Here is a 25,042-nt window from a genome sequence, read left to right as displayed (position 1 = left end):
TGCGTCAATAAGGTGGGGTCATGAGCACCTCCCGCGTACGCCTCTCCCCGGAGGAGCGTCGTCTCCAGCTCCTCGACCTCGGGGCCCGGCTCTTCGCCACCCGCTCCGTCGAGGAGATCTCGATCGACGTCCTGGCCGAGGAGGCCGGCGTCTCGCGCGGGCTGCTCTACCACTACTTCGGTGGCAAGCAGGACTTCCGCGAGGCCGTCATCCGGCACGCCGTGGAGGACCTCGTCGAGCAGACCGCGCCGCCCGCCACGGGTGACCCGCTCGAGCGGCTGGCCACGTCGGTCGGGGTCTACGTTGACTACGTGATCGCCAACCTCACCGGCTACCGCTCGCTGGTGCGGGCCGCGGCCGGTGGCAGCGAGGACCTGCGGGCGATCTACGAGGAGGCCCGGTCGGCGCTGACCGACCGGATCTTCCGGGAGGACTCGCTGGGCGACCACCTCCACGACGACGCGGCCACCCGGCTCGTGATCCGGGGCTGGTCGGCCCTGGTCGAGGAGATGGTGCTCACCTGGGCGGCGGACCCCTCCGTCATGTCGCGCGAGGCGCTCGTCGACACGCTGGTCGGTGCGCTGCCCGCGCTCACCGGGGTCGTCTCGGGCGACAGGCCGGGCTGACCAGGTGGGATCACCGGGCGCCCGGTGATCCAGTGGGTTGGCGCGCTGCAACCTGCGCGAACCCACTGGACCGCGCGCCAACCCTGGGCGGCTCGGCGCGTCGGCTGGTGGCGGGGGACGACATGCCGCCCTCGGGACTGGCGAGGGACGACATCCGGTCGGGTGATCCATGTGTCGTACGCCGCCAGCTGTCGCGACGCCGTCACCCGGGTTGTCGTAGGCCGCCAGTTGAAGCGACGCCGCCGGCACCCGGGTCGTCGTACGCCGCCAGTCGGCGCGACCTCGAGGGGCGGGCCGTGACCACCGGCGGAGGTCGGCAGGGCGGATCAGCGCATCGGCAGCGTGACCGAGACCGTCGTGTCACCCGGCCGACTGTCCAGCGCCACCGTGCCCCCGTGGGCCCCGACGATCGCCCGGACGAGGGCGAGCCCGAGGCCGGCGCCACCCTCGCGGTGCCGGGCCGCGTCGCCGCGCACGAAGCGCTCGAAGGCGTGCTCGGCCACCTCGGGGGCGAAGCCGGGCCCGTCGTCGTGCACGGCGAAGCCGTCGGGACGGGCGGTCACGGTGACGGTGGTGCCGGGCGGGGTGTACTTGCGGGCGTTGGTGAGCAGGTTGGTGACCACCTGGTGCAGCCGCTGCTCGTCGCCGACGAGCTCGACGGGCTCGTCGGGCAGCGCGAGCCGCCACGTGTGGTCGGGTGCGACGACCCGGGCGTCGTTGACCGCCTCCATCAGCAGCAGCGACAGGTCGACGGGCTCGCGGACGAGGGGGCGGCCGGCGTCGAGCCGGGCGAGCAGCAGCAGGTCCTCGACCAGCCCGGTCATCCGTGCCGCCTCGCCCTCCACCTTGTCCAGGGCGGTGGCCTGCGCGTCGGGGCGGCGCCGGGCGAGCTCGGTGTAGCCGGCGATGGTGGCCAGCGGGGTCCGCAGCTCGTGGCTGGCGTCGGCGACGAACTGGCGGACCTGCTGCTCGCTGCGGTGCCGGACCGCGAGACTCGTCTCGACGTGGTCGAGCAGGGTGTTGAGCGCGGCGCCCACCTGGCCCACCTCGTTGCGCTCGTCGGTCAGTCGTTCCGGCACCCGGTCGGACAGGTCGATCTCGCCCTCGGAGAGCGGCTTCTCGGAGACCCGGTGGGCGGTGGCGGCGACCTCGCGCAGCGGCGCGAGCTGGCGGCGTACGACGATCGTGCCGACCACCGCGGCCGTCGCGATGCCGAGGAGGGTGAGCAGCGCCTCCGCGCGCACGAGCGACTCGAGGATCTCGCCCGCGTCGCGGGCGGGCAGGCCGGCCACCGCGGTGAGGCCGCGGTCCTCGGCGACGACGCGGTAGTCCCCGAGCCCGGGCAGCTCGACGTCGTGGGTGTCTCCGTCGGCGGGGACCGTCGCCAGCACGGCGATGACGTCCGCGTCGAGGGGCTCCTGCGCCCCGAACCCACCGCTCCCGCTGTCGGTGAGCCACCCGGTGCCGGTGCTCCCGTCGATGACGGCGCTCACCGTGCCGACCCCCTGGCCGATGCTGCCCGGCCGGTCGTCTCCCCGACCCCGCGAGTCGTCGTCCCGCTCGTCCTGCTCGTCGCGGTCGTCGTCGAAGCGCGGCGGCTGCGGTCCGTACGCGAGGGTCAGCGAGGCCCGCACGTCCTCGTCGAGACGCTTGTCGAGGTAGGAGCCCATCGCCAGGGTGGTGGCCAGCGCGATGAGCACCGAGACGATGGCGACCAGGGCGACCGCGGTCAGCACCAGTCGCTGGGTGAGCGTCCTCACGGTGCCGTTTCCGAGGTAGCCGATCCCGAGGAGGACGATCCCGCGGTCGATCCCGAGGAGGCCGGCTTGAGGACGTAGCCCGCGCCGCGCATGGTGTGGATCATCGGCTCCCGGCCGGCGTCGATCTTCTTGCGCAGGTAGGACACGTAGAGCTCGACCACGTTGGCCTGCCCGCCGAAGTCGTACTGCCACACCCGGTCGAGGATCTGCGCCTTGCTCAGCACCCGCCGCGGGTTGCGCATGAAGAAGCGCAGCAGCTCGAACTCGGTGGCCGTCAGGCCGATCTCGACGCCGCCGCGGGCCACCTCGTGGCTGTCCTCGTCGAGGGTCAGGTCGCCGACCGCCAGCACGTTGCCCACCGCCTGCTGGGCACCCGATCGGCGCATCAGCGCGCGCAGCCGGGCGACGACCTCCTCCAGCGAGAAGGGCTTGGTGACGTAGTCGTCGCCACCCGCGGTGAGGCCGGCCACCCGGTCCTCGACGGCGTCGCGGGCGGTGAGGAAGAGCACGGGCACGTCGGGCTGGGTCGCACGCAGCCGGCGCAGCACCTCGAGGCCGTCGAAGTCCGGCAGCATGATGTCGAGCACGACCGCGTCGGGTCGCAGGTCGGACGCCTCGCTGACGGCGCTGCGGCCGGTGTGCGCCATCCGGACCTCCCAGCCCTCGTAGCGCAGGGCCATCGCCAGCAGCTCGGCGATGTTGACCTCGTCGTCGACGACGAGCACGCGGACCGGGGTGCCGTCTGGCCTGGTGAACTCCATGTCGGCCATCGTGCCCTCGTTTGCTGTGAGCCTGCTGTGCGTCGTCTGTGTCGCGGGACGGTGTGCGGCGGCGGGCCGGGGACCAACGCGGGAGTGGTCGCCCGGCCCGCCGCCTGTCCGGGTCAGGACGAGCTGGAGTCGTCGTCCAGGTCGTCACCACTGTCGTCGCCGTCACCGTCGTCGTCGGTCCCCGGGGGGAGCGCGGGGACGCCGGGAGGAGGCGCGAAGCCCGGACGGTCGCCGCGGTCGGCGTCACCGTCCGGGTCGCCGCCGGGGAAACCGCCCTCCATGTGGCCGGACCGGTCGCCGCGGTCGTGGTCGTCGGAGACGGCGGCACCGATCGCCCCACCGGCGAACCCGCCGATGATCAGCCCGGCGAGGGTCCCGGCGATGAGGGCGCCGATGCCGAAGGTGCGGCTGCCCCCGCCCGCCGTGCCGCGGCGGAGGCGTTCGCGCCACGAGCGCTTCGCTGCCGGGTCGTCGTACGCCGCGGTGGGCGGGACGTCGTACGCCGCGGCGGGCGGCGGGTCGGCGGGCGTCGGGCCCGCGACGGGACCCGCAGCGGGGTCGGTCCCCGCAGCCGGGTCGGGCGAGGAGGCCGGCGCGGGGGCCGGGTCGGGTGCAGGCGCGGCCCCCGCGTCCGGGGCGGACCCGGAGGGCGGGCGCTGACCGGCGATCGGGGCGGTCTCGTCGGAGGGAGGGTTCTTGTCGCTCATGGCACGAGCGTCCGCCCCGGACCTGTGCGCGACCTGTGTGGCGGCGATGACTGCGCCCAGAGAGCCGGTCGCTGCGAAACCGGTTGCCGTCGTACGGAAGGATGGAGGGGTTGTGCAGATCTCCTACCCCGCCGAGCTCCCGGTCTCCGCACGCCGCGAGGACATCGCTGCGGCCATCCGTGACCACCAGGTCGTCATCGTCGCCGGCGAGACCGGGTCGGGGAAGACCACCCAGCTCCCCAAGATCTGCCTGGAGCTGGGGCGCGGGGCGGACGGCCGGCTGATCGGCCACACCCAGCCGCGCCGGATCGCGGCGCGCTCGGTGGCCGAGCGGATCGCCGACGAGCTGGGCACCGAGCTGGGCGACCTGGTCGGCTACCAGGTGCGCTTCACCGACCGCACGTCGCGCGCCAGCCGGGTCAAGCTGATGACCGACGGCATCCTGCTCGCCGAGCTCCAGCGCGACCGCCAGCTCAAGAAGTACGACACGATCATCATCGACGAGGCGCACGAGCGGTCGCTCAACATCGACTTCCTGCTGGGCTACCTCCGGCGCCTGCTGCCGCGGCGCCCGGACCTCAAGGTGATCATCACCAGCGCGACCATCGACGTCGACCGCTTCGCCGCGCACTTCAAGGCACCCGTCGTCGAGGTGTCCGGCCGGACCTACCCCGTCGAGGTCCGCTACCGCCCGCTGCTCGAGCTCCCCGAGGCCGACGACGAGGGSGAGCCGGTCCAGCGCGACCAGACCGAGGCCATCCTCGACGCGGTCCGTGAGCTCTCGCAGGAGGGGCCGGGCGACGTGCTGGTCTTCCTTCCCGGGGAGCGCGAGATCCGCGACACCGCCGACGCGCTGGCGGCCCTCCAGTCCGACCGGCTCGAGGTCGTGCCCCTCTACTCGCGGCTCTCCGCGGCCGAGCAGCACCGCGTCTTCAGCTCGCACCCCTCGACGATCCGCCGCGTCGTGCTGGCCACCAACGTCGCCGAGACCTCGCTCACCGTCCCCGGCATCCGGTACGTCGTGGACACCGGCGTCGCGCGCATCTCCCGCTACTCGCTGCGCACCAAGGTGCAACGGCTGCCCATCGAGCCGATCAGCCAGGCCAGCGCCAACCAGCGCTCCGGTCGCTGCGGCCGCGTCGCCGAGGGCATCGCGATCCGGCTCTACAGCGAGGAGGACTTCGAGGGACGACCCGAGTTCACCGACCCCGAGATCCTGCGCACCAACCTCGCCAGCGTCATCCTCCAGATGACCTCGCTGGGTCTCGGCGACATCTCCCGCTTCCCGTTCGTCGAGCCGCCCGACAAGCGCAACGTCCGCGCCGGCACCGACCTGCTCGAGGAACTCGGGGCGCTGGAGCCGGGTGGCGCCGAGGCCCGACCGCAGCCTCCCCGGTCTCCGCAGGGCGACCGGGGCCGTCGCGGGCGGCAGCAGGACGGCCCCCGCCTCACCCAGCTGGGTCGCCGGCTGGCCCGGCTGCCGATCGACCCGCGCCTGGGGCGGATGATCCTCGAGGCCGAGCGCCTCGGGTGCGTGCGCGAGGTGGTTGTCATCGCCGCCGCGCTGAGCCTCCAGGACCCGCGTGAGCGCCCGGCCGAGCAGCAGGCGCAGGCCGACCAGCAGCACGCGCGCTTCAAGGACGAGACGTCCGACTTCCTCACCTGGCTCAACCTGTGGCGCCACGTCAAGCAGCAGCAGCGCGAGCTGAGCTCCAGCGCCTTCCGCAGGATGTGCAAGCGCGAGCACCTCAACTACCTCCGCGTCCGGGAGTGGCAGGACTTCGAGTCCCAGCTCCGCCAGGTCTGCAAGGAGATGAAGGTCGACGTCGGACAGCCGGCGGACACGCCGGACGCCGACGGCATCCACCAGGCCCTGCTGTCCGGGCTGCTCAGCCACGTCGGTGCGCTCGAGGAGCGCGACAAGCCGCGGGCGGGCGAGCGTCGCCCGATGCGCGAGTACGTCGGCGCGCGCGGTGCCCGGTTCGCGGTCTTCCCCGGCAGCGTCCTCAAGGGCCGCAACCCGCAGTTCCTGATGGCCGGCGAGCTCGTCGAGACCTCCCGGCTGTGGGCGCGCCAGAACGCCGCCATCAAGCCCGAGTGGGCCGAGCGGCTCGGCGCCCACCTGGTCAAGCGCAGCTACTCCGAGCCGCACTGGTCCGCCAAGCGCGCCGCCGTCATGGCCCACGAGAAGGTCACCCTGTACGGCGTCCCGCTGGTCGCCGACCGCCTCGTCATGTACGGCAAGGTCGACCCCGCCCTGGCCCGCGAGCTCTTCATCCGGCACGCCCTCGTCTACGGCGAGTGGCGCACCCGGCACCGCTTCGCCGCCGACAACGCGCGGCTGCTCGAGGAGGCCGAGGAGCTCGAGCACCGCGCCCGCCGACGCGACATCGTGGTCGACGAGCACACGCTCTTCGACTTCTACGACGCCCGGGTCGGGGCCGACGTCGTCAGCGGCACCCACTTCGACCAGTGGTGGAAGCGGGAGCGGCAGAAGCGTCCCGACCTGCTGACCTTCGACCCCGAGATGCTCACGCACGCCACCGCCGAGGAGATCCGGCAGGCGGACTTCCCGACCAGCTGGCACGACAGCGACGAGGAGGGGCTGACCTTCCCGATCAGCTACCACTTCGAGCCGGGCTCGGCCGAGGACGGCCTCACCATCGAGGTACCCGTGAGCACCCTCAACCGGGTCGACGCCGGGGACTTCTCCTGGCTGGTGCCCGGATTGCGCGAGGAGCTGGTCACCGAGCTGATCCGCAGCCTGCCCAAGCACCTCCGGGTCAACTTCGTCCCCGCGCCCAACCGGGCGCGCGAGTTCCTCGCCGCGACGCCGCCGGGGGAGGAGCCGATCCTCGACGCCCTCGAGCGCTACTTCCGCTCGACCACCGGCGTGGTCGTCCCCCGCGAGGCGTGGGACTGGGCCCGCGTGCCGGCGCACCTCCAGCCGACGTTCCGGGTCGTCGGCGACGACGGCGCCGAGGCCGCACGCGGCAAGGACCTCGAGTCGCTCAAGGAGCCGCTGCGTCCCTCGCTGGCCCAGGCCATCGCCGACGTGGCGGCGGACTCCGGCGTCAGTGCCACGGGCCAGACGTCGTGGACCTTCGGCACCATCGAGGAGTCCTTCGTGCAGCGCCGGGCGGGCCACGAGGTGCGGGGCCACCCCACGCTCGTCGACGAGGGGACGACCGTCGGCCTGCAGGTCGTCGGCTCGGCCGAGGAGGCCGCGGCGCGGCACCGGCTCGGCGTACGCCGCCTGCTCCTGCTCGCCCTCGGCCCGGCACCGTCGGTGGACCGGCTCGGGCTCGACCAGCGGGCCAAGCTGGGACTTGTCGGCTCGCCGTACCCCTCCATCGCCGACCTCGTCGAGGACCTCCGCGCGGCGATCGTCGGGGACCTCGTCGACGCCCGGCCAGTGGTGCGCGACGAGGCGTCGTACGACGCGCTGCTGGCCGAGGCGCGTCGTGACCACGACGCCGCGCTGCAGGCCGGCGTCCACGACCTCATCCGGGTGCTCGATGCCTGGCGCGCCGCCGACAAGGCACTGTCGGGGCGGGCCGAGCTGGCCACCCTCCCGGCCCTCACCGACATGCGCGCCCAGGTGGGGCGGCTCATCGCGCCGGGCTTCGTCGGCGAGGCAGGAGCAGCGCAGCTGCGGGAGATCCCGCGCTACCTCGCCGCCGTGCAGTACCGACGCGAGCGGCTCGACACCCAGGTCGCGCGGGACCGCCAGCTGATGGACCAGATCGCGGACCTGCAGGACGCGTGGCTGCACCAGGTCGCCGCGCTCCCCGAGGGGCGGCCGCCGAGCGCGTCGCAGCGGGCCGTGCGCTGGATGCTGGAGGAGTACCGCGTCTCGCTGTGGGCCCAGCACCTCGGCACCCGGCACGCGGTGAGCGACCAGCGCATCCGCAAGGCCCTCGCCTGATGGGCGCCGGCCGGCCCGACGCCTAGGGTGGAGGGCGTGCCCGACCAGCCCCGCCACCACAAGCCGGCCACCCCCGGCGCGGCCTTCTTCGAGGACCTCGGGGGAGGGGCCGACCCGGCGCTGCTGCGCGAGGCCGGCGACCGCGCGGCCAGCCTGCTCGTCCGGGGTGCCCGCGACACCGACGACCCCGCGGTCGTCGACCGGGTCCTCCACCTCGCCGAGACCGAGGGCCTCGAGACGTTGGCCCAGGTCTGGGCCGGCGCCCCACCGGACACCCTGGCGGGCAGCCTGTGGCGGCTCTACGTCTTGCGCGCCTGGGTGCACGCGTCGCCGACGGCGGTGGCTCGCGAGTACGACGCCGGCCGCTCGCGCGCGCAGGTGGCCCGGGTCGTCGCCGGCGTGGCCGACCCGCCCGGCCCCGAGGAGCTGAAGGCGATGGTGGACGAGACGCTGCGCGGCATCGCCGGCGGCGACTTCGCGGTCACCCTGCTCCGGGCGGCGGCCTTCGCCCGCGTCGTGGCGACCGGCCGGGCGGGCACGCAGGGGACCAGCCACGACGAGACCGTGAGGATGCTCACGCTCTCCGAGCAGCTCGAGTCGGCGGGACATCTCGAAATGCGTCACGCGCTGGATTGACGACCTACACTCGGTCACGGAGTGCGTCGGGCTGTGGCAGCCCCGGGTCCCAAATTAAGCCGCTACGAGCGGCCATGCGCCGTGAGGCGCTCCCGGTCCGGCGCACTCCATGAATCTTCTCCGCGAGGGGCGCCCCTATCCTCGGGCCATGGCTTCGTTGCGTGACCGGCTCGTCCGTCTCCTCACCCCGGGATCGCGTTCCGCGCGGCCGGTCGGGACGGTGCCCGCCCCGACCCAGAGGCCGCCCGCCGGGTCGGCCGGGACGGCGTACGCGCCCGAGGTCGACGGCGAGCCCGACCCCGGCGAGGTCGTCTGGGCCTGGGTGCCCTACGAGGACGACCCGAGCCAGGGCAAGGACCGGCCGGTGCTGGTGCTCGAGGAGCGCGACGGCGGCTGGACGGGGCTGATGCTGAGCAGCCAGGACCACGACCGGGACGCCGCCGACGAGGCGCGGTGGGGTCGGTACTGGATGGACGTCGGCACCGGCGGCTGGGACTCGCAGGGCCGCCCGAGCGAGGTCCGGCTGGACCGCCGCATCCGGCTGGAGCGCGACGCCGTACGCCGTGAGGGTGCCGCCCTCGACCCGCAGCTGTTCGCCGCGGTGGTCGCCGCGGCGGCCGAGCACCGCTAGTCGTCGATGGGCCCTGTTCCCAGCCGCCCACTAGGGTTGCGACCGCTGTGGCGTTGAGCCCACGACGCGGCGTTCGACGGCTCCAGGGCTCGGAATGACGAGGAGGACTGCAGGGATGCTTCGGCGGTGGGCGGCGGCAGCGACCGCGATGACCCTGTGCGTGGGCCTGGCCGCGTGCAGCGGCGACGGGGACACGCCCGAGCCCCCGCAGGGCAGCGCGACCACCGACACCCCCACGGCCTCGCCGACCGAGGTCACCCGGCTCACGTTCGGTGCCTACGGCAGCGTCGACGAGCTCGAGGCCTTCCAGCGCGTGGTCGACGCCTTCAACGTCGGCTCCACGACGCGTGAGGTCGAGCTGGTCACCTGGCCCGACCACGAGGCAGCCCTGGAGTCCGTGCTGGCTGGTGACGCCCCCGACGTGTTCATGGCGTCGCGACGCGACCTGGGGCAGCTCACCGCGGCCGAGGCCACCCAGCCGGTGAGCCTGCTCCTCGACGAGCGCGGCGTCGACTTCGGCGACCGCTACTCCCGCGACGCCGTCGACGCGTTCGGGGTCGAGGACGACCTCCAGTGCATGGCGTACTCCGTCTCGCCGATGGTCATCTACTACAACGACGAGCTCATCGACTTCGAGCGCATGGAGCGCCGCGGCCTCGACGTGCCGAGCGTGGAGACGGGCACCGAGGACGTCCGCACCCGCTGGAACCTCGAGGAGTTCGCCGCCGCCGCCCAGTTCGCCACCCGCGGCGGCCGGGCCGACGGCGTGTGGATCGAGCCCACCCTCCAGGGTCTCGCCCCCTTCATCTACTCCGGCGGCGGCAAGATCTTCGACGACACGGGCGAGCCGACGTCGCTGGCCCTGTCCGACGACGCCACCGTCGACGCGCTCGACCGGACCCTGGCCGTGCTGCGCGACTCCGCCCTGACCCCCAGCCCCAGCGACCTCGAGGAGAGCTCGGCCCTGCAGCGCTTCCGCCAGGGCAAGCTGGGCATGATCGCCGGCTTCCGCGACCTCGTGCCCGACCTGCGCCAGCGCTCCGAGCTGTCCTTCGACACCATCGCGATGCCCGTCCTCGAGGAGGCCGCGACCGTCGGGGACATCGACGGGCTGTGCATCTCCGCCGACACCGAGCACGTCAACGAGGCCGCCGACTTCCTCGCGTACGCCGTCTCCGACTCGGCCATCGAGACAGTCACCCGCACCGGTTACATCGTCCCGGCCAACACCGAGGTCGCGGGCTCCGAGGTCTTCATCGGCCCGGGCCGGCAGCCGGCGACGTCCAAGGTCTTCAACACCGCGATACGCGGCATGGTCGTCCCGCCCCTGCTGGACAACGGCGAGGAGCTCGTCGAGGCCGTCGGGCCGATGATCGACGACCTGGTCACCGACCCCGGCGTGCTCGACCTCGAGCTGGCCACCGAGGAGATCGACGAGGCGTCGCGTGGCGTGCTCAGCCCCGAGGAGGAGCCGAGCGAGTCGCCCTCCGAGTGAGGACGGCCCGGGCCCGCTCGGCCTGCTCGCTCGACCGTCAAGATCCCCGCCTCAGCGGGGACTCCGACCGCCGACTCAGCAGCAGCTGCGCAGGTGCGCAGCTCTGGTGTGGCGGTCCGAGCACTTGCTTGCGCAGGTGCGCAGCTCTGGATGGGTGTCCGGGCTCGTTCCCTGCGCAGGTGCGCAGCTCTGGAGTGGCGTCCGCGCCCCTTGCTTGCGCAGGTGCGCAGGGAAGCGTCCTGCGTGTGCCACCTGAGCTGCGCAGGTGCGCAGGTGTCGAGCGCGGCCCTCAGTCGGGCTGGTCGGTGTCGGCCTCGGGCTCGCCCTCGAGCACCGCGTCCGGTCCGGGTTCGGCTCCGTCGTCGAGCAGCTCGTCCTCCGTGGCGGCCGGCGGCTCGACGTCCCCGATGAGCACGGCGCCGGTGAGCGCACCGGTCACCAGCTCGACCTGCCACGGTCGGGCGCCGAGGTCGCGCAGCTGCTGGCGCAGGGCGTCGGCGAGGTCGGCGGGCTCGCGGGTGTCGGGCGGCGACCACATGGTGCGGCGTACGAAGTCGGGGGTGAGGAGGTTCTCGACCGGCAGGCCGAGCTCCTCGGAGAGGGTCAGCATGGCCGCGCGAGCCGCCTTGAAGCGGCGGTCGGCGACCGGGTCGCGGTCGGCCCACAGCCGCGGGTGCGGGGGACCCTCCTGGCGCGGTGCCCGGGTCGGGAGGTCGTCCTCGGGCATCTCGAGCACGGCCTGGAGGGTCCGGACCCACGTGTTGGCGTAGCGCTCGGCTCCGCGGCCGTGGAAGCCCTGGGTGCCGAGCAGGGAGGAGCGATCGGTCGGCAGGGCGGCGGCCGCGGCCACGATCGCACCGTCGGGGATGACCCGGCCGGGCGTGACGTCGCGGCGCGACGCGATCTCGTCACGCGCCTCCCACAGGGCGCGGGCCGCACCGACCGAGCGACGGCCGCGCAGCTTGTGCACCCCCGAGACCCGGCGCCACGCCTCCTGGCGCACGGCCGGCTCGAAGCCGAGCAGGTGGTCGAACTCCTGGCGGGCCCAGACGTGCTTGCCGGTCTCCTCGAGCTCGGCGGCCATCAGCTCGCGCAGCTCGAGGAGGACCTCGACGTCGAGGGCGGCGTACTCCAGCCACGACTCCGGGAGGGGACGCGTCGACCAGTCGGCCGCGGAGTGCTCCTTGCGCATCCGCTGGCCCAGCAGGGTCTCGACGAGGGTGGCGAGCCCGACGCGCGGATAGCCGAGCAGGCGGCCGGCCAGCTCGGTGTCGAAGAGCGACGCCGGCTGCAGGCCGACCTCGCGGAGGCAGGCCAGGTCCTGGGTGGCGGCGTGCAGGATCCACTCGGTGCCGGACAGCGCCTCCTGGAGAGGAGCCAGCGACTCGAAGGCGATCGGGTCCACGAGCCAGGTGCCGGCGCCCTCGCGGCGCAGCTGGATGAGGTAGGCGCGGGCGGAGTAGCGGTAGCCGGAGGCGCGCTCGGCGTCGATGGCGACCGGACCGGTCGCCGCGGCGAGGGCCTCGCAGGCCTCGGCGAGGCCGGCCTCGGTGTCGGTGATGCCGGGGAGGCCGTCGCGGAGCAGCAGCAGCGGGACCTCGGGGGCCTCGGCCTCACCGTCGTGCCCCTCGACCTGCCCGTCGACCTGGGTCGTGTCGGGTGCGGAGGTGGTCTTGCGTCGGGACATCGTCAGGAGCCGCGCTGCCCACGTCGGCTCGGGATGGCGGTCACGCCCTCGGGCACGGGGGGAAGGCCGACCGCGGTGCAGAGCAGCTCGGCCCACGCCTCGACGTGCGCCTTCATGTCCGGGACGCCCTGCTCGTCGGTGACCGGCGTCCAGGACGCGCGGACCTCCAGCTGGGCGGTGCCGTCCTCGTCGGCCATCCCGCCGAAGCTCTCGGTGGCCACGCTCGTCACGGTGCCGGAGGCGGCGAGGTAGGTCGCGCTGTGGGCCTCGAGGGCCTCGGTCAGCCAGGTCCAGCCGACGGCCGCCAGCATCGGGTCGCTGACGAGCTCGGGGTCGATCTCCGCGCGGGCGTAGGCCACGCAGCGGAAGGTGCCCTCCCACGCGTCGTTGCCGGCGGGGTCGTGGAGCAGGATGATCCGGCCGGTGCCGAGGTCGACCTCGTCGACCGTGACGTCGGCCGACAGCGCGGTCGACCACGGGGCGATGCGCTGCGGGGCCGGCATCTCCTCGCAGAACACCTCGGGACGGACCGCAGCCGCACGCATCTTCTCTGCCGCCGCGCGGAACTCCGCGGGACCGACGGCACCCGTGGGCGGGTGCGACTCCTGACGGGCCACCATGGGAGCCACAGTAGGTCAGGACCGGCCCACGGCGATGTGTCGCCACGCCGCCTGACCTGCGAGGATTCGCCCCGTGACCAGCCTCGCCGACAGCCCGTTCCTCCGTGCCGCCCGCGGGGAGGAGCCCAGCCACACGCCGGTCTGGTACATGCGCCAGGCCGGCCGCTCGCTGCCGGAGTACCTCGCCCTGCGCGAGGGCACCGCGATGCTCGACGCCTGCATGGACCCCGACATGGTCGTCGAGATCACCCTCCAGCCCGTCCGGCGGTACGGCGTGGACGCGGCCATCTTCTTCTCCGACATCGTGCTGCCGCTCAAGGCCGTCGGTGTCGACCTCGACATCAAGCCCGGCGTCGGGCCGGTCGTGGCCCAGCCGGTGCGCACCCTGGCCGACGTGGAGGCGATCGACGACCTCACGACCGACCACGTCCCCTTCATCACCCAGGCGGTCCGCGGCCTCGTGGGCGAGCTCGGTGGCACCCCGCTGATCGGCTTCGCGGGCGCGCCCTTCACCGTCGCGTCGTACCTCGTCGAGGGTGGTCCCTCCAAGGAGCACGCGAAGACCAAGGCGATGATGTTCGGCGCCCCCGAGGTCTGGGACGCGCTGATGACCAAGATCGCGGGCATCGCCGCGACGTACCTCCGCATCCAGGTCGACGCGGGCGCGAGCGCCGTGCAGCTCTTCGACTCGTGGGCGGGTGCGCTCACGCCGGCGGACTACCGCGAGCACGTCATGCCCCACTCGGCGCGCGTGCTGGCGGCGGCGGGCGAGCTCGGCGTGCCCCGCATCCACTTCGGCGTGGGCACCACCAACCTGCTCGGCCCGATGGGCCAGGCGGGCGCCGACGTGGTGGGCGTCGACTGGCGCACGCCCCTGGAGAACGCCATCCCGCTCGTGGGCGACAAGGTGGTCCAGGGCAACCTCGACCCGACGCTGGTCTTCGCGCCCACCGACGTGATGACCGCCCGCGCTGCCGAGATCATCGAGGCCGGCCGGGCCGCCAAGGGCCACATCTTCAACCTGGGCCACGGGGTCATCCCCAGCACCGACCCCGACCAGCTCAAGCGGCTGACGGAGTTCGTGCAGTCCTACCCCCGCTGACCGGGGGAGGGCTCAGGCCTTCTTGGCGGTGGTCCGGCGCACCGTCCGGGTCACGGTCGGCTTGGTGGTCGCCGACCCGGTGACCGACGCGGTCTCCTCCGGCTCCGGGGCTGCCGGGGGCTGGGTCTTCTTGACCGCCGCCTTGCGGGCGGTCGACTTCCTGGTGGTCGTCTTCTTCGTTGCCGTCGCGGTCTCGGCCTTCGCGTCCGGCGCCTTGGTCGGGGCCGCCTTCGCCTCTGCTGCCTTCGCGGGAGCCGCCTTCCTGGCAGTCTCCTTCTGCGGCGCCGTCGTCGGGGGAGCCGTCTTGTCGGTCTTGTCCGCCGCTGCCTTGGTGGTGGCGGCCTTGGCCGGTGCCCCCTTGAGCCGCACCAGGATCTGGCGACCCTCGGTGAGCGACTCGAGATAGGGCTGGGCGGCCACGAGCGACGAGAGCTTGGCGTGCCCGAAGTTGCGGGGGTCGAAGCTCGCCTGGGTGCGGCTGAGGTGGTTGCCGATGGCCGAGACGCTGCTCCAGCCCTCGTCGTCGGCGGTCGCGTTGACCGCCCGCGTCAGGGCGCCCTCGAGGTTGAGGCGGGGAGCGGCGTCGGCGTCGTCGAGCACGTCGGGTGCGTCCGGGTCCTCCGCCTCGTCGGCGGGCGCGGAGCGGCCGGAGGGCTCGGAGGCCTGCTCGCCGAGCACCTCGAGGGCGATGAAGCGGTCGCAGGCGTTCTGCAGGGACTGGGGGGTGCGCTGGCGGCCGAGGCCGTAGACGACCTTGCCGGACTCGCGAAGACGCAGTGCCAGGCCGGTGAAGTCGGAGTCGCTGCTCACGAGCGCGAAGGCCTCGACGTTGCCGGCGTAGAGCAGGTCCATCGCGTCGATGATGAGCGCGGAGTCGGTGGAGTTCTTGCCGGTCGTGAAGGCGGTCTGGTGGATCGCGCGGATGGCGCGGGCGTTGAGCTCGCGCGTCCAGCCGCTGAGGCGCTGCGACGAGAAGTCGCCGTACGCGCGCTTGATCGTCGGGGTGCCGTACTTGGCGAGCTCCTCCAGCAACGCCTCGGCGTACTTGGGCGAGGTGTTGTCGGCGTCGATGAGCACGGCGATCCGGACGTTGGTGCTGAGGTCGTTGTCCACCCACGCACCCTACTGACGACCCGCCGGGACCGAGGTCGCCAGCCCTCCCGTACGCCGCGAGGCGCGGGCCGGGTGGTCGCCTCCCGGCCCGCGCCCGTGGTGCCCGCGGGAGACGTCGACGGGTCGCGAGCCGACGTCCCCCGCGGAGGTCCGCCGGCGGTTCACACGCCGACGGCCCGGTTGGGGGGTGGTTGAACCATAGTATATTAATCTGATTGATAGACAATGAGTTCCATTCACGTCCTTCCGCTCGCCGACAGATCGGACCACCCTGCTCATGAAGTTCCACTGGTTCCTGCCCACCAACGGCGGCGACGGCCGCCACGTCGTCAGCGGCGGTCACGGGGTCGCCCACGGCGCGGCCGGCCGGCCCGCGAGCGTGCCCTACCTGGGCCAGGTCGCCCGGAGTGCGGAGCAGCTCGGCTTCGAGGCCGCGCTCACCCCGACCGGCGCCTGGTGCGAGGACGCCTGGCTCTCGACCGCGATGCTGGCCCCGCTGTCGGAGCGGCTCAAGTTCCTCGTCGCCTTCCGGCCCGGCATGACCTCGCCGACCCTGGCGGCGCAGATGGCGGCAACGTTCCAGAACCTCTCCGGGGGACGCCTGCTCCTCAACGTCGTCACCGGCGGTGAGTCCCACGAGCAGCGCGCCTACGGCGACTTCCTGGACAAGGACGAGCGCTACCAGCGGTGCGACGAGTTCCTCGAGATCGTGCGCCGGCTCTGGACGGGGGAGCAGGTGACCTTCGCGGGCCGACACCTCCGCGTGGAGGGTGCGCAGCTCCAGCACCTGCCCGACCCGGTCCCGGACATCTACTTCGGCGGCTCCTCGGCGGCGGCCGGTCGCGTCGCGGCCAGGCACGCCGACGTCTACCTCACCTGGGGCGAGCCGCCGGCGGCCGTGGCGGACAAGATCGCCTGGATCCGCGGGCTCGCCGAGCGGCAGGGCCGCGAGATCCGCTTCGGGATCCGCATGCACACGATCACCCGCGACACCTCCGAGGAGGCGTGGGCCGAGGCAGACCGCCTGCTCGCGGGCATCGACGAGGAGGCCATCCGCAAGGTCCAGGAGGGCCTGAAGCGCTCCGAGTCGGTCGGTCAGCAGAACATGCTGGCCCTCAACAACGGCTCCAAGGAGGGCCTCGAGATCCACCCCAACGTCTGGGCCGGGGTCGGGCTCGTGCGTGGTGGCGCGGGCACCGCGCTCGTCGGCAGCCACGAGGAGGTCGCCGACAGGATCGAGGAGTACGCCGCGCTGGGCATCGAGGAGTTCGTCCTCTCGGCCTACCCGCACCTCGAGGGGGCCTACCACTTCGGCGAAGGGGTCCTGCCGGTGCTGGAGCGTCGCGGGGTGTGGACCAACCCGGCGCCCGTCGCGGGCACCGCCTCGGTGCCCTTCGGCGGTCAGCGGGCCGCCTCGTGAGCGCGCTCACGCACTGCGCCGTGAACACCCGGATCGCGGTCGTCGTCGGCAACCCCAAGCCCCTCTCGCGCACCCACGCGGCCGCCGTCCTCCTCGCCGACCGGCTGGGCGGTGCGGACCTCGTCGTCGACCTGGCCGACGTGGCGGGGGAGCTCTTCGACCCGTCGTCGTCCCGGGTGGCCGGACTGGTCGAGGAAGTGGCGGCGAGCGACCTGCTCGTCGTCGCCAGCCCGACGTACAAGGCGACCTACACCGGCCTGCTCAAGGCCTTCCTCGACCGCTTCCCGCACGAGGGGCTGGCGGGGGTGACGGCCGTGCCGCTCATGCTCGGCGCCTCTCCGGTCCATGCGCTGGCCCCCGAGCACGGGCTGCGCCCGCTGCTAGTCGAGCTGGGGGCGTCGGTGCCCACCCGGGGGCTCTTCGTCCTCGACGCGCAGCACGACGACCCCGCGGTGTACGACACCTGGCTGGCTACCGCCGGCGCGCTGCTCGGCCGCCAGACCGCAACCGACCTCCAGGTGGTGTCCGCATGACCGCCCACAACCTCACTCCGCTCGACCAGCGCACCCTGCGCGACGCCTTCGGGGCGTTCCCGTCCGGGGTCGTCGCGGTGGCCGCGTCGGTCAAGGGCCAGCTCACCGGCATCGCCGCGTCGTCCTTCACCTCGGTCAGCATCGACCCCCCGCTGGTGTCGTTCTCCATCGCCACGACCAGCTCGACGTGGCCGCTCCTACGCGAGGCGGGGCACCTCGGCATCAGCGTGCTCGCCGACCACCACGACGACATCTGCCGCCAGCTCGCCGGCCCCCGGGAGCAGCGCTTCGACGGGCTGCCGTTCGCGGTGACCGAGGGCGGCGCCGTGCTCCTCGACGAGGCCGTCGCGACCTACGACTGCACGGTGCGCGAGGAGATCGAGGCCGGCGACCACGTCATCGTGCTGCTCGCCCTGCACGCGGTCGGCGCCGGGGACGGCGAGCACCCGCTGGTGTTCCACCGGTCCGGCTTCGCCAAGCTGCACCGCGACGACCTCGACCCCGCGCAGCTCGACGGCCGCATCAACGGTGCCGCCGTGCAACGGGCCGCGCGCGAGGCCGACGACGACGCTGGCGCTGACGGTGCGGCGGGCAAGGACGTCGACGCCGCCTGATCCAGACTTCCGGGGGATGTCATGGGAGCCGGTCGCCACCGCGGCCGGCTCTCGTGACGTCCGGGTCACGCGGCCGCCGGAGGCGTCACCGGCGGACGGCGGCGGCGTACCGAGCGGCGTACGACCAGCCACACCGGGACCCCCAGCAGGGCCAGCACCGCGACGAAGGGCAGCAGGGCGCCCGCGATGGTGGCCAGCCCGACGGCGACCGCCCCGAGGGCCTTCATGCCCCCGCCGAAGCCGGCCAGGAAGCCCGACGCGTCCTCCTCCTCCTCCCGCGGCTCCTCGTCGGGGGTGCGGCTGATGTCGACGACGATCGTGGAGTCGCGGGTCTGGTCGGCCAGCCACGCCTGCTGGCCCTTGAGCGAGTCGAGCTCGGCCTGCCGGGTGGTGAGCTGGGACTCGATCCAGATGATGTCCTTCAGCCCCTGCGCCCGGGCCAGGAGCTGCTCGACGCGCTGGAGGCTCGCCTCCTGGGCGCGGACGCGCACGTCGGTGTCGATGACCTGGGTGCTGACGTCCTCCGAGGTCCGGTCCGAGCCGCGCAGGTCGGCCACGCCCTCGAGGGCGGTCATCGCGTCGCCGAAGCTGCCCGCCGGCACCCGCACCACCAGTCGCGCGTAGACGGACTCGCCGTCCTCGTCGGTGTCGGTCTGCTCCTCGGTGACGTCTCCACCGCTGGCGTCCACGACCCGCTGCACGTCACGCCGGGCCTCGCGCACGTCGTCGCTGGTGAGCGACACGGTGCCGTGGGAGATGACGTGGCGCTCGACGACGACGGGCGCCCGTGCGGCGCCCGTGGACGAGGTGGTGGCGCCGGAGCTCCGGTCCTGGGCGGCCGCGCCGTCCGAACCGCTGCCGGCCGTGCCTGCGGACCCGCCGTCCTCGCCCGGGGCCCGCGACGCGGACGACGACTCGTCGGACGAGCCGGCCGAGCCCTCCGACGCGTCCTGGCCGCCGCCGGAGGAGGAGCAGGCGGCCAGCACGGCCGTCATCGAGATCGCGGCCGCCAGGCCCAGCAGCCGGCGGGTGCGCCGTCCGGGGTGGCGGGTGGGCTGCGCGTGAGTGGTCATGGCGGTCCGACGCCGACGCCGGCGGAGACGGTTCCCCCGCGTCGTACGCCGTGACCGGATCGTTGCCCGATCCTCGCCGCGTGGGAGGGTGACCCGGTGCGAGACGTCGTGGTGGTGGGGGCCGGGGTCGGCGGCCTGACCGCCGCCCGTGACCTGGTCCGGGCCGGCCGGGACGTGCTCGTGCTGGAGGGTTCGCCCGACGTCGGCGGCAAGCTCCGGCGGGCGTCGGTGGCCGGGGTCGTCGTCGACGTCGGCGCCGAGGCGATGCTGGCCCGCCGCCCCGAGGGGGTCGCGCTCGCCGCAGAGCTCGGGATCGACGTCGTGCACCCGACGTCGGCCGCGTCGCAGGTGTGGTCGCGCGGCGCCCTGCGCCGCCTGCCGCGCAGCCTGATGGGAGTGCCGTTCGACCTCGACGACCTCGCCTCGAGCGGCGTCCTCTCCCCGGAGGGCCTGGCCCGGGCCAGCGTCGAGCGCATCGGCGCCGCCCCGACCCACGACGTCTCCGTCGGCGACCTGGTCGCCGAGCGGCTGGGTGACGAGGTGGTCGAGCGGCTGGTCGAGCCCCTGCTCGGTGGCGTGTACGCCGGCAGTGCGCGGCGCATCTCCACGGCCGCCGCGGTGCCCCAGCTGCTGGCCATGGCCCGGCGCGGGTCCCTGCTCGACCAGGCCTCGACCATCGTCCCCTCGGACGCCCCGGTCTTCGCCGGCATCGCCGGCGGGATGGCCCAGCTCACCGAGGTGCTCGCCGGCGGGCTCGAGGTGCGCACGTCGGCGACCGTGCGCTCGGTGGTCCGGGCTGCCGACGGCTGGCGGCTCACCGTCGGCTCGGCCGCCGCGCCGGAGACGATCCTGGCCCGCTCGGTCGTGCTGGCCACCCCCGCCGCCCCGACCGCCCGGCTCCTTGACGGCGTCGCTCCCGGTGCCGCCCGGGACCTCGCGACGGTCGAGGCGGCCAGCGTGGCGGTGGTGACGCTGGCCTTCGAGGCGGCCGAGCTCGCGGCGCTGGCCGACCGCTCTGGCTTCCTGGTGCCCCCGGTGGAGGGCCGCGGGATCAAGGCGAGCACCTTCTCCTTCGCCAAGTGGGACTGGGTCCGCGAGGCCGGCGACGGGCTGGCCCTGCTGCGCACGTCGCTGGGCCGGCACGGCGAGGAGGCCACCCTCCGGGCGCCGGACGAGGCGCTGGTGCAGACGTCGCTGGCCGAGCTCGCGGCGCTCGCCGGGATCACCGGCCGGCCGGTGGGGACGCACGTGCAGCGGTGGGGCGGGGGACTGCCCCAGTACGCCGTCGGGCACGTCGACCTCGTGGCCCGGGTTCGCGCCGCGCTGCCACCCGGGATCGTGGTCTGCGGGGCGGCGTACGACGGGGTCGGGATCCCCGCCGTCATCGGGTCCGCCCACCGGGCGGCCGTTGAGCTCGCCCGGGCAGAATGAACCCATGGCCAACAGCAACGCAGCCCGGACCCGTGAGCTCAACGACACCATCCGCTACACGATGTGGTCGGTCTTCAAGCTCCGCGACGTGATCGGGGACGCCGACCGGGAGGCCGAGGCGGCCGACCTCGAGGCCTTCATCGAGGTGCTGGCCGAGGACGACGTGGTGGTCCGCGGCCTCTACGACGTCTCCGGCCTGCGCGCCGACGCCGACGTCATGGTCTGGTGGCACGCCGCCGACTCCGAGCAGCTCCAGGTCGCCTACAACGCGTTCCGTCGTACGGCGTTCGGCCGCCGCCTCGAGCCCGTGTGGTCGCAGATGGCCCTCCACCGCCCGGCGGAGTTCAACAAGTCCCACATCCCGGCCTTCCTCGCCGACGAGGAGGCCCGCAAGCACATCTGCGTCTACCCCTTCGTCCGCTCCTACGAGTGGTACCTCCTCGACGACGCCGAGCGGCGCCGGATGCTCGCCGAGCACGGCCAGATGGCGCGTGACTACGTCGACGTGCGGGCCAACACCGTGGCCTCGTTCGCGCTCGGCGACTACGAGTGGCTGCTGGCCTTCGAGGCCGACGAGCTGCACCGGATCGTCGACCTGATGCGCCACCTGCGGGCCTCCGACGCGCGCCGCCACGTGCGCGAGGAGGTGCCGTTCTACACCGGCTCGCGGCTCTCGCCGGCCGAGATGCTCACCCGCCTGCCCTGACCGGGAACCCACCGTGACCGCGCCTCGTCGTACCGCCATGAAGACCCCCGCCATCAAGACCCTCGGCGCTGCCGTGACCGCCACCGCCGTCCTGCTCGTCCTCGGCGCCTGCTCCACCGAGGAGCAGATGCGCGCGGTCGACCCGTCCGGGCAGTCCGACACTGGCACGGCCGCGTCCTCGGGCGGCGCGATGCCGACCGCACTGCCAGCCGCCGAGGGCGAGGTGTCGACCGGCGGGCTGGTCACCGTGCTCGACGACGGCGAGGGACCCGAGCTGTGCCACGCGGTGGCCGAGTCCTTCCCCCCGCAGTGCTCGGGCGTGCCGATGGCCGGCTGGACGTGGGCCGACCACCCCGAGCACGAGGACGAGTCCGGGGTGAAGTGGGGGGACTTCGCCCTCACCGGCACCTTCGACGGCACGACCTTCACGGTCACCGACGCCATCCCGGCCGCGTTGTACGACGCGCTCAACGAGGAGCCCGAGCCGCTGCCCGGTACGCCGTGCGAGACCCCCGCCGGCGGCTGGGCCGTCGTGGACGCGGCGAAGGCCACCCCCGAGGCGATGGACGCGACCTTCACGGAGGCCGCCCGGCTGCCCGGCTTCGCCGGCACCTGGATGGACCAGTCGCAGGACCCCAGCGCCACCAACGACCCCACGAAGGTGATCATCAACGTCGCCGTCACCGAGGACATCGAGGGTGCCGAGGCGACCCTGCGCGAGACCTGGGGTGGGGCGCTGTGCGTGAGCGCGGCCCGCTACACCGAGGCCGAGCTCAACGAGATCTCGATGGAGCTCCAGGCGCTCCCCGGCGTGCTCACCACCTCGGGCGCGGCCGACGTCGTCCGGGCCGAGGTGCTCCACGACGACGGGTCGCTCCAGGCATGGGCCGACGAGGAGTACGGCGAGGGGCGCGTGGAGATCACCTCCGCGCTCCAGCCGGTCGAGGGCTGAGCCTCACCCCGGCCACGAGGTCGCAGCCGAGTCCCGGCCCGGGTCCGTGTCGGGGCTCGGGGGAAGGTCGACCCGGACGTCGACCCGGTTGTCCTCGCTCGAGGTCGACGTCATCGTCCCCATCCGGGCCAGCATGGCCAGCGACGCCCGGTTGTCGGCCGCCACCGTCGTGACGACACGGGTGACACCTCGCGGCCGCTCCCGCGCCAGCTCGGCGAGCAGTGCCGTGGCGACGCCGCGGCCCTGCCACTCGTCGACCACCGTCACCGCCACGTCGGCCTCGGTCGGCGAGCGCTCGTAGCGGATCATCCGGGCCAGGCCGACCGGCACCCCGACGTGGTCCTCGCCGATCACGACCAGGACGAGCGCGACGTGGTCGATCCCGTCCACCTCGTCGACCAGGTGTTCCAGCATGGCGTCGGTCAGGTGCGGGACGGCCGCGAGGAAGCGGCGTCGCCGGCTCAGGGGGGAGAGGTGCTCGTAGGACTCGCGGAGCAGCTCGCGATCACCCGGTAGCAGGGCCCAGATCTGCGCGGGAGTGCCGTCGTCGAGCCGGACCTCGGTGATCAGGACGCGCTCCGCGGTCGGCTGCCGAGCGGTGCCGTGCAGGCGCCGTCGAGCGGCTCCTCCGCCCCGGCGGTCCTGTCGTCACTGTGCATGCCTCCAGCGTGCCGCCCCGGTCCGCGCGCGCTCAGGGCCGAAGGTCCCGACCCCGGCCGGCCCCCGGCCGCCCGGACCCGCTCCGCGGGGTACAGGTCCCGTCGCCGCGGGTCCAAGAGCACTACTGGCCGGCCCTCCGCCCACCGGATGATGGCGGTGGAACCCCAGCCTGGAGCGGACGCATGGCACGCCAACACAGTCGGAGCGGGGCCGTCGAGCTCGACGGTCTCCCGGCGCTGGTGGCCGCCCGACACCCGCTGGCCATGGTGTACGGCGGGGGCGGCGTCTTCGGCATCGCGTACACGGCGGGGGTCGCGGCCGGCCTGGCCGCGGCGGGCGTGCCCGTGGCCGAGGCGCCCTCGCTGGGCACCTCCGCCGGGTCCTGGACCGCGGCGGCGCTGGCCCTGGGCCTGACCTACGACGACTTCGCTGCCGTCAGCTCGCCGCGGGTCCCCACCCGGCGGGCCGGCGTCTTGTCGGACCTGGCACGGGAGCTGTTCGGGGAGCAGCGTCACCCCCTGGTCGCCGTGTCGGCCGTCTGTGTCCGGACCCGACGTCGACACATCCTGGACGGCGGCCGCTACCCGCTGGCCGACCTGGTCGCGGCCTCGTCCGCCGTGCCCGGGCTGCTCCCGCCCCATCGCATCGACGGTCGGTTGTACGTCGACGGGGGGATGTGGTCGGCGACCTCGGTCGACGCGGCCGCGGAGGCCGACCACGTCATCGTGGTGGCGCCCCTGGCCGGGCCGGTGCTGGGCCCGGTGGGGCAGACCGCGGGGCTCCTGCTGGGGCGCGAGCTGCGACGGTGGCGTGAGCGGCACCCCGAGAGCACGATCACGCTGGTCACTCCGGACCGTGCCATGGCGCGGATCGCGGGGCACCGCCCGCTCGCGCTGTTCGACGACGAGCGGGCCCACGACGTCTACCCGCTGGCTCTCGAGCAGGGCCTGCGTGTCGGGCAGGCGCTGGCGAGCGGGCAGGACGACGCCGACCCGGCGGCCTAGCAGCGGTCCCGCGAGGGCTCAGTCGGTCGAGGCGGGCTTGAGGTCGATGCTGATCGAGTTGATGCAGTAGCGATCACCCGTCGGCGTGCCGTAGCCGTCGGGGAACACGTGCCCGAGGTGCGAGCCGCAGGTCGCGCAGCGCACCTCGACGCGCTTCATCCCGTGCGAGACGTCCTCGATGTACTCGATGGTGTCCGTGATCGGCTGGTAGAAGCTGGGCCAGCCACAACCGGAGTGGAACTTGGTCGTGCTGGTGAACAGCTCGGAGCCGCACGCCTTGCAGGAGTAGGTGCCCTCCGTCTCGGTGTCGGTGTACTCGCCGACGAAGGCGCGCTCGGTCCCGGCCTGGCGGAGCACGGCGTACTCCTCGGGGGACAGCTGGGCGCGCCACTCCTCGTCGGTCTTCTCCACGTCGTAGGCCATGGCGCCCACGCTACTGCTCACCTGGTCGGGTGGCGGACCTTGACGAATCGAGTGAACGAGTGTTCACTCAACGACCATGGCCGTGATCGACCGACTGTCCTGGGCCCGCACCGCGGGCGCCCGGCTGACGACCCCGCTGCACCCCGACGACTATCTCTCGCTGGTCAACCCGCTGTGGACCGCACGCGAGCTGCGGGGCCGCATCGAGCGCGTCGTCCCCGAGACCGAGGACGCCGCCACCGTCGTCATCCGTCCCGGCTGGGGGTGGCGCTACGACCACAAGCCCGGCCAGTACGTCGGGATCGGCGTCCAGGTCGGCGGGAAGTTCCACTGGCGCTCCTACTCCGTGAGCTCGCCCCCGAAGCGCGACGGTCGCACCATCGCAATCACCGTGCGGGCGATGCCCGAGGGGTTCCTCTCCCAGCACCTGGTCGGCGGCCTCGAGCCGGGCACGATCGTGCGGCTCGCGCTGCCGGCGGGGGAGTTCGTGCTGCCCGACCCGCCCCCGGCCCGGATGCTCATGCTCGTCGGCGGCTCCGGGATCACCCCGGTGATGTCCATGCTGCGCACCCTCGACCGCCGCGGCACGATGCCCGACGTGGTCGTGCACTACTCCTCGACCACCGCGGAGCGGATGATCTTCCGCGACGAGATCCGTGAGCTCGCCGACCGGCACGAGGGCCTCACCCTGCACCGGCTGCACACCGACGACGACGGCATGCTCGACCTGGCCGACCTCGACACGATCGTCCCGGACTGGCGCGAGCGCGAGACGTGGGCCTGCGGCCCGGCGCCGATGCTCGACGCCGTCGAGGGGCACTGGGAGCGCGCCGGCCTGGAGGCGTGCCTGCACCTCGAGCGCTTCACCGTCCAGCGCGACGGGGACGGCGGGGAGGGCGGGACGCTGCACTTCCAGAACTCGGGCAAGGAGATCGAGGTCGACGGCGCGACCACCGTCCTCGAGGCCGGGGAGCAGGCCGGGGTCGGCATGCCCTACGGCTGCCGGGTCGGCATCTGCCACACCTGCACGCTCACGCTCGTCAGCGGCACCGTGCGCGACCTGCGCACGGGTGATGAGCACGACGACAGCAACGACCGGGTGCAGACCTGCGTGACCGTCCCGGTCGGCGACTGCACCCTCGCGATCTAGG

General features: G+C 73.6%; 23 protein-coding genes. 14 read left to right on the top strand and 9 right to left on the bottom strand.

Annotation, left to right across the window (positions count from 1 at the left end; genetic code table 11):
* Positions 1–20 precede the first annotated feature (20 nt).
* Positions 21–626: a TetR/AcrR family transcriptional regulator gene (locus ASG88_RS06490; protein WP_056886617.1), complete on the top strand. Its 606-nt coding sequence runs from the start codon at positions 21–23 to the stop codon at positions 624–626.
* A gap of 326 nt (positions 627–952) precedes the next feature.
* Here the strand turns inward: ASG88_RS06490 and ASG88_RS06485 are convergent, their stop codons facing one another.
* The 3 genes from ASG88_RS06485 to ASG88_RS06475 form a co-directional block, all read right to left on the bottom strand.
* Positions 953–2,386: a sensor histidine kinase gene (locus ASG88_RS06485; RefSeq protein WP_235534752.1), complete on the bottom strand. Its 1,434-nt coding sequence runs from the start codon at positions 2,384–2,386 to the stop codon at positions 953–955.
* Entirely contained in the window at positions 2,383–3,147 is a 765-nt protein-coding gene (locus ASG88_RS06480; protein WP_056886627.1) for a response regulator transcription factor, read from the bottom strand. Before ASG88_RS06480 ends, ASG88_RS06485 begins: the two co-directional genes overlap by 4 nt.
* Before the next feature lie 122 nt (positions 3,148–3,269).
* Positions 3,270–3,863 carry a hypothetical protein gene (locus tag ASG88_RS06475; protein WP_056886616.1) on the bottom strand — a complete coding sequence of 198 codons (594 nt, stop codon included), beginning with the start codon at positions 3,861–3,863 and terminating at the stop codon, positions 3,270–3,272.
* A gap of 46 nt (positions 3,864–3,909) precedes the next feature.
* Here ASG88_RS06475 and hrpA point away from each other — a divergent pair, with 46 nt between their 5' ends.
* The 4 genes from hrpA (at position 3,910) to ASG88_RS06455 (ending at position 10,553) form a co-directional block, all read left to right on the top strand.
* A complete protein-coding gene (hrpA, locus tag ASG88_RS06470; protein WP_200956377.1) occupies positions 3,910–7,791 on the top strand; it encodes an ATP-dependent RNA helicase HrpA in 3,882 nt (1,293 codons plus the stop codon).
* 36 nt (positions 7,792–7,827) lie between these two features.
* Positions 7,828–8,427, top strand: a complete 600-nt coding sequence (locus ASG88_RS06465) for a hypothetical protein (RefSeq protein ID WP_056886626.1) — start codon at positions 7,828–7,830, stop codon at positions 8,425–8,427.
* A gap of 148 nt (positions 8,428–8,575) precedes the next feature.
* A complete protein-coding gene (locus ASG88_RS06460; RefSeq protein WP_200956376.1) occupies positions 8,576–9,058 on the top strand; it encodes a type II toxin-antitoxin system PemK/MazF family toxin in 483 nt (160 codons plus the stop codon).
* A 115-nt stretch (positions 9,059–9,173) separates the two neighbouring features.
* On the top strand, positions 9,174–10,553 hold the full coding sequence (locus ASG88_RS06455) for an ABC transporter substrate-binding protein (protein ID WP_056886613.1): 1,380 nt from the start codon (positions 9,174–9,176) through the stop codon (positions 10,551–10,553).
* A gap of 289 nt (positions 10,554–10,842) precedes the next feature.
* Here the strand turns inward: ASG88_RS06455 and ASG88_RS06450 are convergent, their stop codons facing one another.
* On the bottom strand, positions 10,843–12,240 hold the full coding sequence (locus ASG88_RS06450; protein ID WP_082600021.1) for an HRDC domain-containing protein: 1,398 nt from the start codon (positions 12,238–12,240) through the stop codon (positions 10,843–10,845).
* A gap of 2 nt (positions 12,241–12,242) precedes the next feature.
* The gene (locus tag ASG88_RS06445; RefSeq protein ID WP_056886612.1) at positions 12,243–12,860 is read right to left on the bottom strand and encodes a DUF3000 domain-containing protein; all 618 of its coding nucleotides are present in this window, start codon (positions 12,858–12,860) and stop codon (positions 12,243–12,245) included.
* Between the two features lie 64 nt (positions 12,861–12,924).
* On the opposite strand from ASG88_RS06445, the gene hemE reads away from it, so the two are divergent.
* On the top strand, positions 12,925–13,962 hold the full coding sequence (gene hemE / locus ASG88_RS06440) for a uroporphyrinogen decarboxylase (protein ID WP_056886611.1): 1,038 nt from the start codon (positions 12,925–12,927) through the stop codon (positions 13,960–13,962).
* Positions 13,963–13,974: 12 nt separating this feature from the next.
* On the opposite strand, the gene ASG88_RS06435 is transcribed toward hemE, so the two are convergent.
* Positions 13,975–15,075, bottom strand: coding sequence for an NYN domain-containing protein (locus ASG88_RS06435; protein WP_082600018.1), 1,101 nt, complete (start codon positions 15,073–15,075; stop codon positions 13,975–13,977).
* A gap of 277 nt (positions 15,076–15,352) precedes the next feature.
* Between ASG88_RS06435 and ASG88_RS06430 the strand changes: the two genes are divergently transcribed.
* From ASG88_RS06430 to ASG88_RS06420, 3 genes are read left to right on the top strand one after another with little or no spacing between them, the layout of a single operon-like run.
* Positions 15,353–16,495 (top strand): LLM class flavin-dependent oxidoreductase, encoded by a 1,143-nt coding sequence (locus tag ASG88_RS06430; protein ID WP_082600017.1) that lies wholly within the window; start codon positions 15,353–15,355, stop codon positions 16,493–16,495.
* 20 nt (positions 16,496–16,515) lie between these two features.
* A complete protein-coding gene (locus ASG88_RS06425; RefSeq protein ID WP_200956375.1) occupies positions 16,516–17,028 on the top strand; it encodes an NADPH-dependent FMN reductase in 513 nt (170 codons plus the stop codon).
* Positions 17,025–17,642 (top strand): flavin reductase family protein, encoded by a 618-nt coding sequence (locus tag ASG88_RS06420; RefSeq protein ID WP_082600015.1) that lies wholly within the window; start codon positions 17,025–17,027, stop codon positions 17,640–17,642. Before ASG88_RS06425 ends, ASG88_RS06420 begins: the two co-directional genes overlap by 4 nt.
* Before the next feature lie 65 nt (positions 17,643–17,707).
* On the opposite strand, the gene ASG88_RS06415 is transcribed toward ASG88_RS06420, so the two are convergent.
* Entirely contained in the window at positions 17,708–18,715 is a 1,008-nt protein-coding gene (locus ASG88_RS06415) for a DUF4349 domain-containing protein (protein WP_056886609.1), read from the bottom strand.
* A 96-nt stretch (positions 18,716–18,811) separates the two neighbouring features.
* Here ASG88_RS06415 and hemG point away from each other — a divergent pair, with 96 nt between their 5' ends.
* The 3 genes from hemG to ASG88_RS06400 are packed head-to-tail and all read left to right on the top strand — an operon-like array spanning position 18,812 to position 21,804.
* Positions 18,812–20,146, top strand: a complete 1,335-nt coding sequence (gene hemG / locus ASG88_RS06410) for a protoporphyrinogen oxidase (RefSeq protein WP_056886608.1) — start codon at positions 18,812–18,814, stop codon at positions 20,144–20,146.
* A gap of 4 nt (positions 20,147–20,150) precedes the next feature.
* The gene (hemQ, locus tag ASG88_RS06405; protein WP_056886607.1) at positions 20,151–20,852 is read left to right on the top strand and encodes a hydrogen peroxide-dependent heme synthase; all 702 of its coding nucleotides are present in this window, start codon (positions 20,151–20,153) and stop codon (positions 20,850–20,852) included.
* A 37-nt stretch (positions 20,853–20,889) separates the two neighbouring features.
* The gene (locus ASG88_RS06400) at positions 20,890–21,804 is read left to right on the top strand and encodes a hypothetical protein (protein ID WP_056886606.1); all 915 of its coding nucleotides are present in this window, start codon (positions 20,890–20,892) and stop codon (positions 21,802–21,804) included.
* 3 nt (positions 21,805–21,807) lie between these two features.
* On the opposite strand, the gene ASG88_RS06395 is transcribed toward ASG88_RS06400, so the two are convergent.
* Positions 21,808–22,218, bottom strand: coding sequence for a GNAT family N-acetyltransferase (locus ASG88_RS06395; protein WP_082600013.1), 411 nt, complete (start codon positions 22,216–22,218; stop codon positions 21,808–21,810).
* Between the two features lie 428 nt (positions 22,219–22,646).
* Here ASG88_RS06395 and ASG88_RS06390 point away from each other — a divergent pair, with 428 nt between their 5' ends.
* Positions 22,647–23,468, top strand: a complete 822-nt coding sequence (locus tag ASG88_RS06390) for a patatin-like phospholipase family protein (protein WP_056886604.1) — start codon at positions 22,647–22,649, stop codon at positions 23,466–23,468.
* An 18-nt stretch (positions 23,469–23,486) separates the two neighbouring features.
* Here the strand turns inward: ASG88_RS06390 and msrB are convergent, their stop codons facing one another.
* Positions 23,487–23,891: a peptide-methionine (R)-S-oxide reductase MsrB gene (msrB, locus tag ASG88_RS06385; RefSeq protein WP_056886624.1), complete on the bottom strand. Its 405-nt coding sequence runs from the start codon at positions 23,889–23,891 to the stop codon at positions 23,487–23,489.
* Between the two features lie 76 nt (positions 23,892–23,967).
* On the opposite strand from msrB, the gene ASG88_RS06380 reads away from it, so the two are divergent.
* Positions 23,968–25,041: a ferredoxin reductase gene (locus tag ASG88_RS06380; protein ID WP_056886603.1), complete on the top strand. Its 1,074-nt coding sequence runs from the start codon at positions 23,968–23,970 to the stop codon at positions 25,039–25,041.
* Position 25,042: the final 1 nt, after the last annotated feature.

It is taken from the genome of Nocardioides sp. Soil777 (assembly GCF_001428425.1).
In the GTDB taxonomy this organism is placed as follows: Bacteria; Actinomycetota; Actinomycetes; order Propionibacteriales; family Nocardioidaceae; genus Nocardioides; species Nocardioides terrigena.
Note: the sequence above shows the minus strand (reverse complement) of the source record. Positions and strands in the feature narration are given on the sequence as shown.

Excerpts from the sequence above, each read along its gene's own strand:
- ASG88_RS06490 (WP_056886617.1), top strand. The coding sequence starts at position 21 with ATGAGCACCTCCCGCGTACGCCTCTCCCCGGAGGAGCGTCGTCTCCAG.
- ASG88_RS06480 (WP_056886627.1), bottom strand. The coding sequence starts at position 3,147 with ATGGAGTTCACCAGGCCAGACGGCACCCCGGTCCGCGTGCTCGTCGTC.
- ASG88_RS06475 (WP_056886616.1), bottom strand. The coding sequence starts at position 3,863 with ATGAGCGACAAGAACCCTCCCTCCGACGAGACCGCCCCGATCGCCGGT.
- ASG88_RS06460 (WP_200956376.1), top strand. The coding sequence starts at position 8,576 with ATGGCTTCGTTGCGTGACCGGCTCGTCCGTCTCCTCACCCCGGGATCG.
- ASG88_RS06455 (WP_056886613.1), top strand. The coding sequence starts at position 9,174 with ATGCTTCGGCGGTGGGCGGCGGCAGCGACCGCGATGACCCTGTGCGTG.
- ASG88_RS06450 (WP_082600021.1), bottom strand. The coding sequence starts at position 12,240 with ATGTCCCGACGCAAGACCACCTCCGCACCCGACACGACCCAGGTCGAC.
- ASG88_RS06445 (WP_056886612.1), bottom strand. The coding sequence starts at position 12,860 with ATGGTGGCCCGTCAGGAGTCGCACCCGCCCACGGGTGCCGTCGGTCCC.
- ASG88_RS06430 (WP_082600017.1), top strand. The coding sequence starts at position 15,353 with ATGAAGTTCCACTGGTTCCTGCCCACCAACGGCGGCGACGGCCGCCAC.
- ASG88_RS06420 (WP_082600015.1), top strand. The coding sequence starts at position 17,025 with ATGACCGCCCACAACCTCACTCCGCTCGACCAGCGCACCCTGCGCGAC.
- ASG88_RS06415 (WP_056886609.1), bottom strand. The coding sequence starts at position 18,715 with ATGACCACTCACGCGCAGCCCACCCGCCACCCCGGACGGCGCACCCGC.
- hemQ (WP_056886607.1), top strand. The coding sequence starts at position 20,151 with ATGGCCAACAGCAACGCAGCCCGGACCCGTGAGCTCAACGACACCATC.
- ASG88_RS06400 (WP_056886606.1), top strand. The coding sequence starts at position 20,890 with ATGAAGACCCCCGCCATCAAGACCCTCGGCGCTGCCGTGACCGCCACC.
- ASG88_RS06395 (WP_082600013.1), bottom strand. The coding sequence starts at position 22,218 with ATGCTGGAACACCTGGTCGACGAGGTGGACGGGATCGACCACGTCGCG.
- ASG88_RS06390 (WP_056886604.1), top strand. The coding sequence starts at position 22,647 with ATGGCACGCCAACACAGTCGGAGCGGGGCCGTCGAGCTCGACGGTCTC.
- msrB (WP_056886624.1), bottom strand. The coding sequence starts at position 23,891 with ATGGCCTACGACGTGGAGAAGACCGACGAGGAGTGGCGCGCCCAGCTG.
- ASG88_RS06380 (WP_056886603.1), top strand. The coding sequence starts at position 23,968 with ATGGCCGTGATCGACCGACTGTCCTGGGCCCGCACCGCGGGCGCCCGG.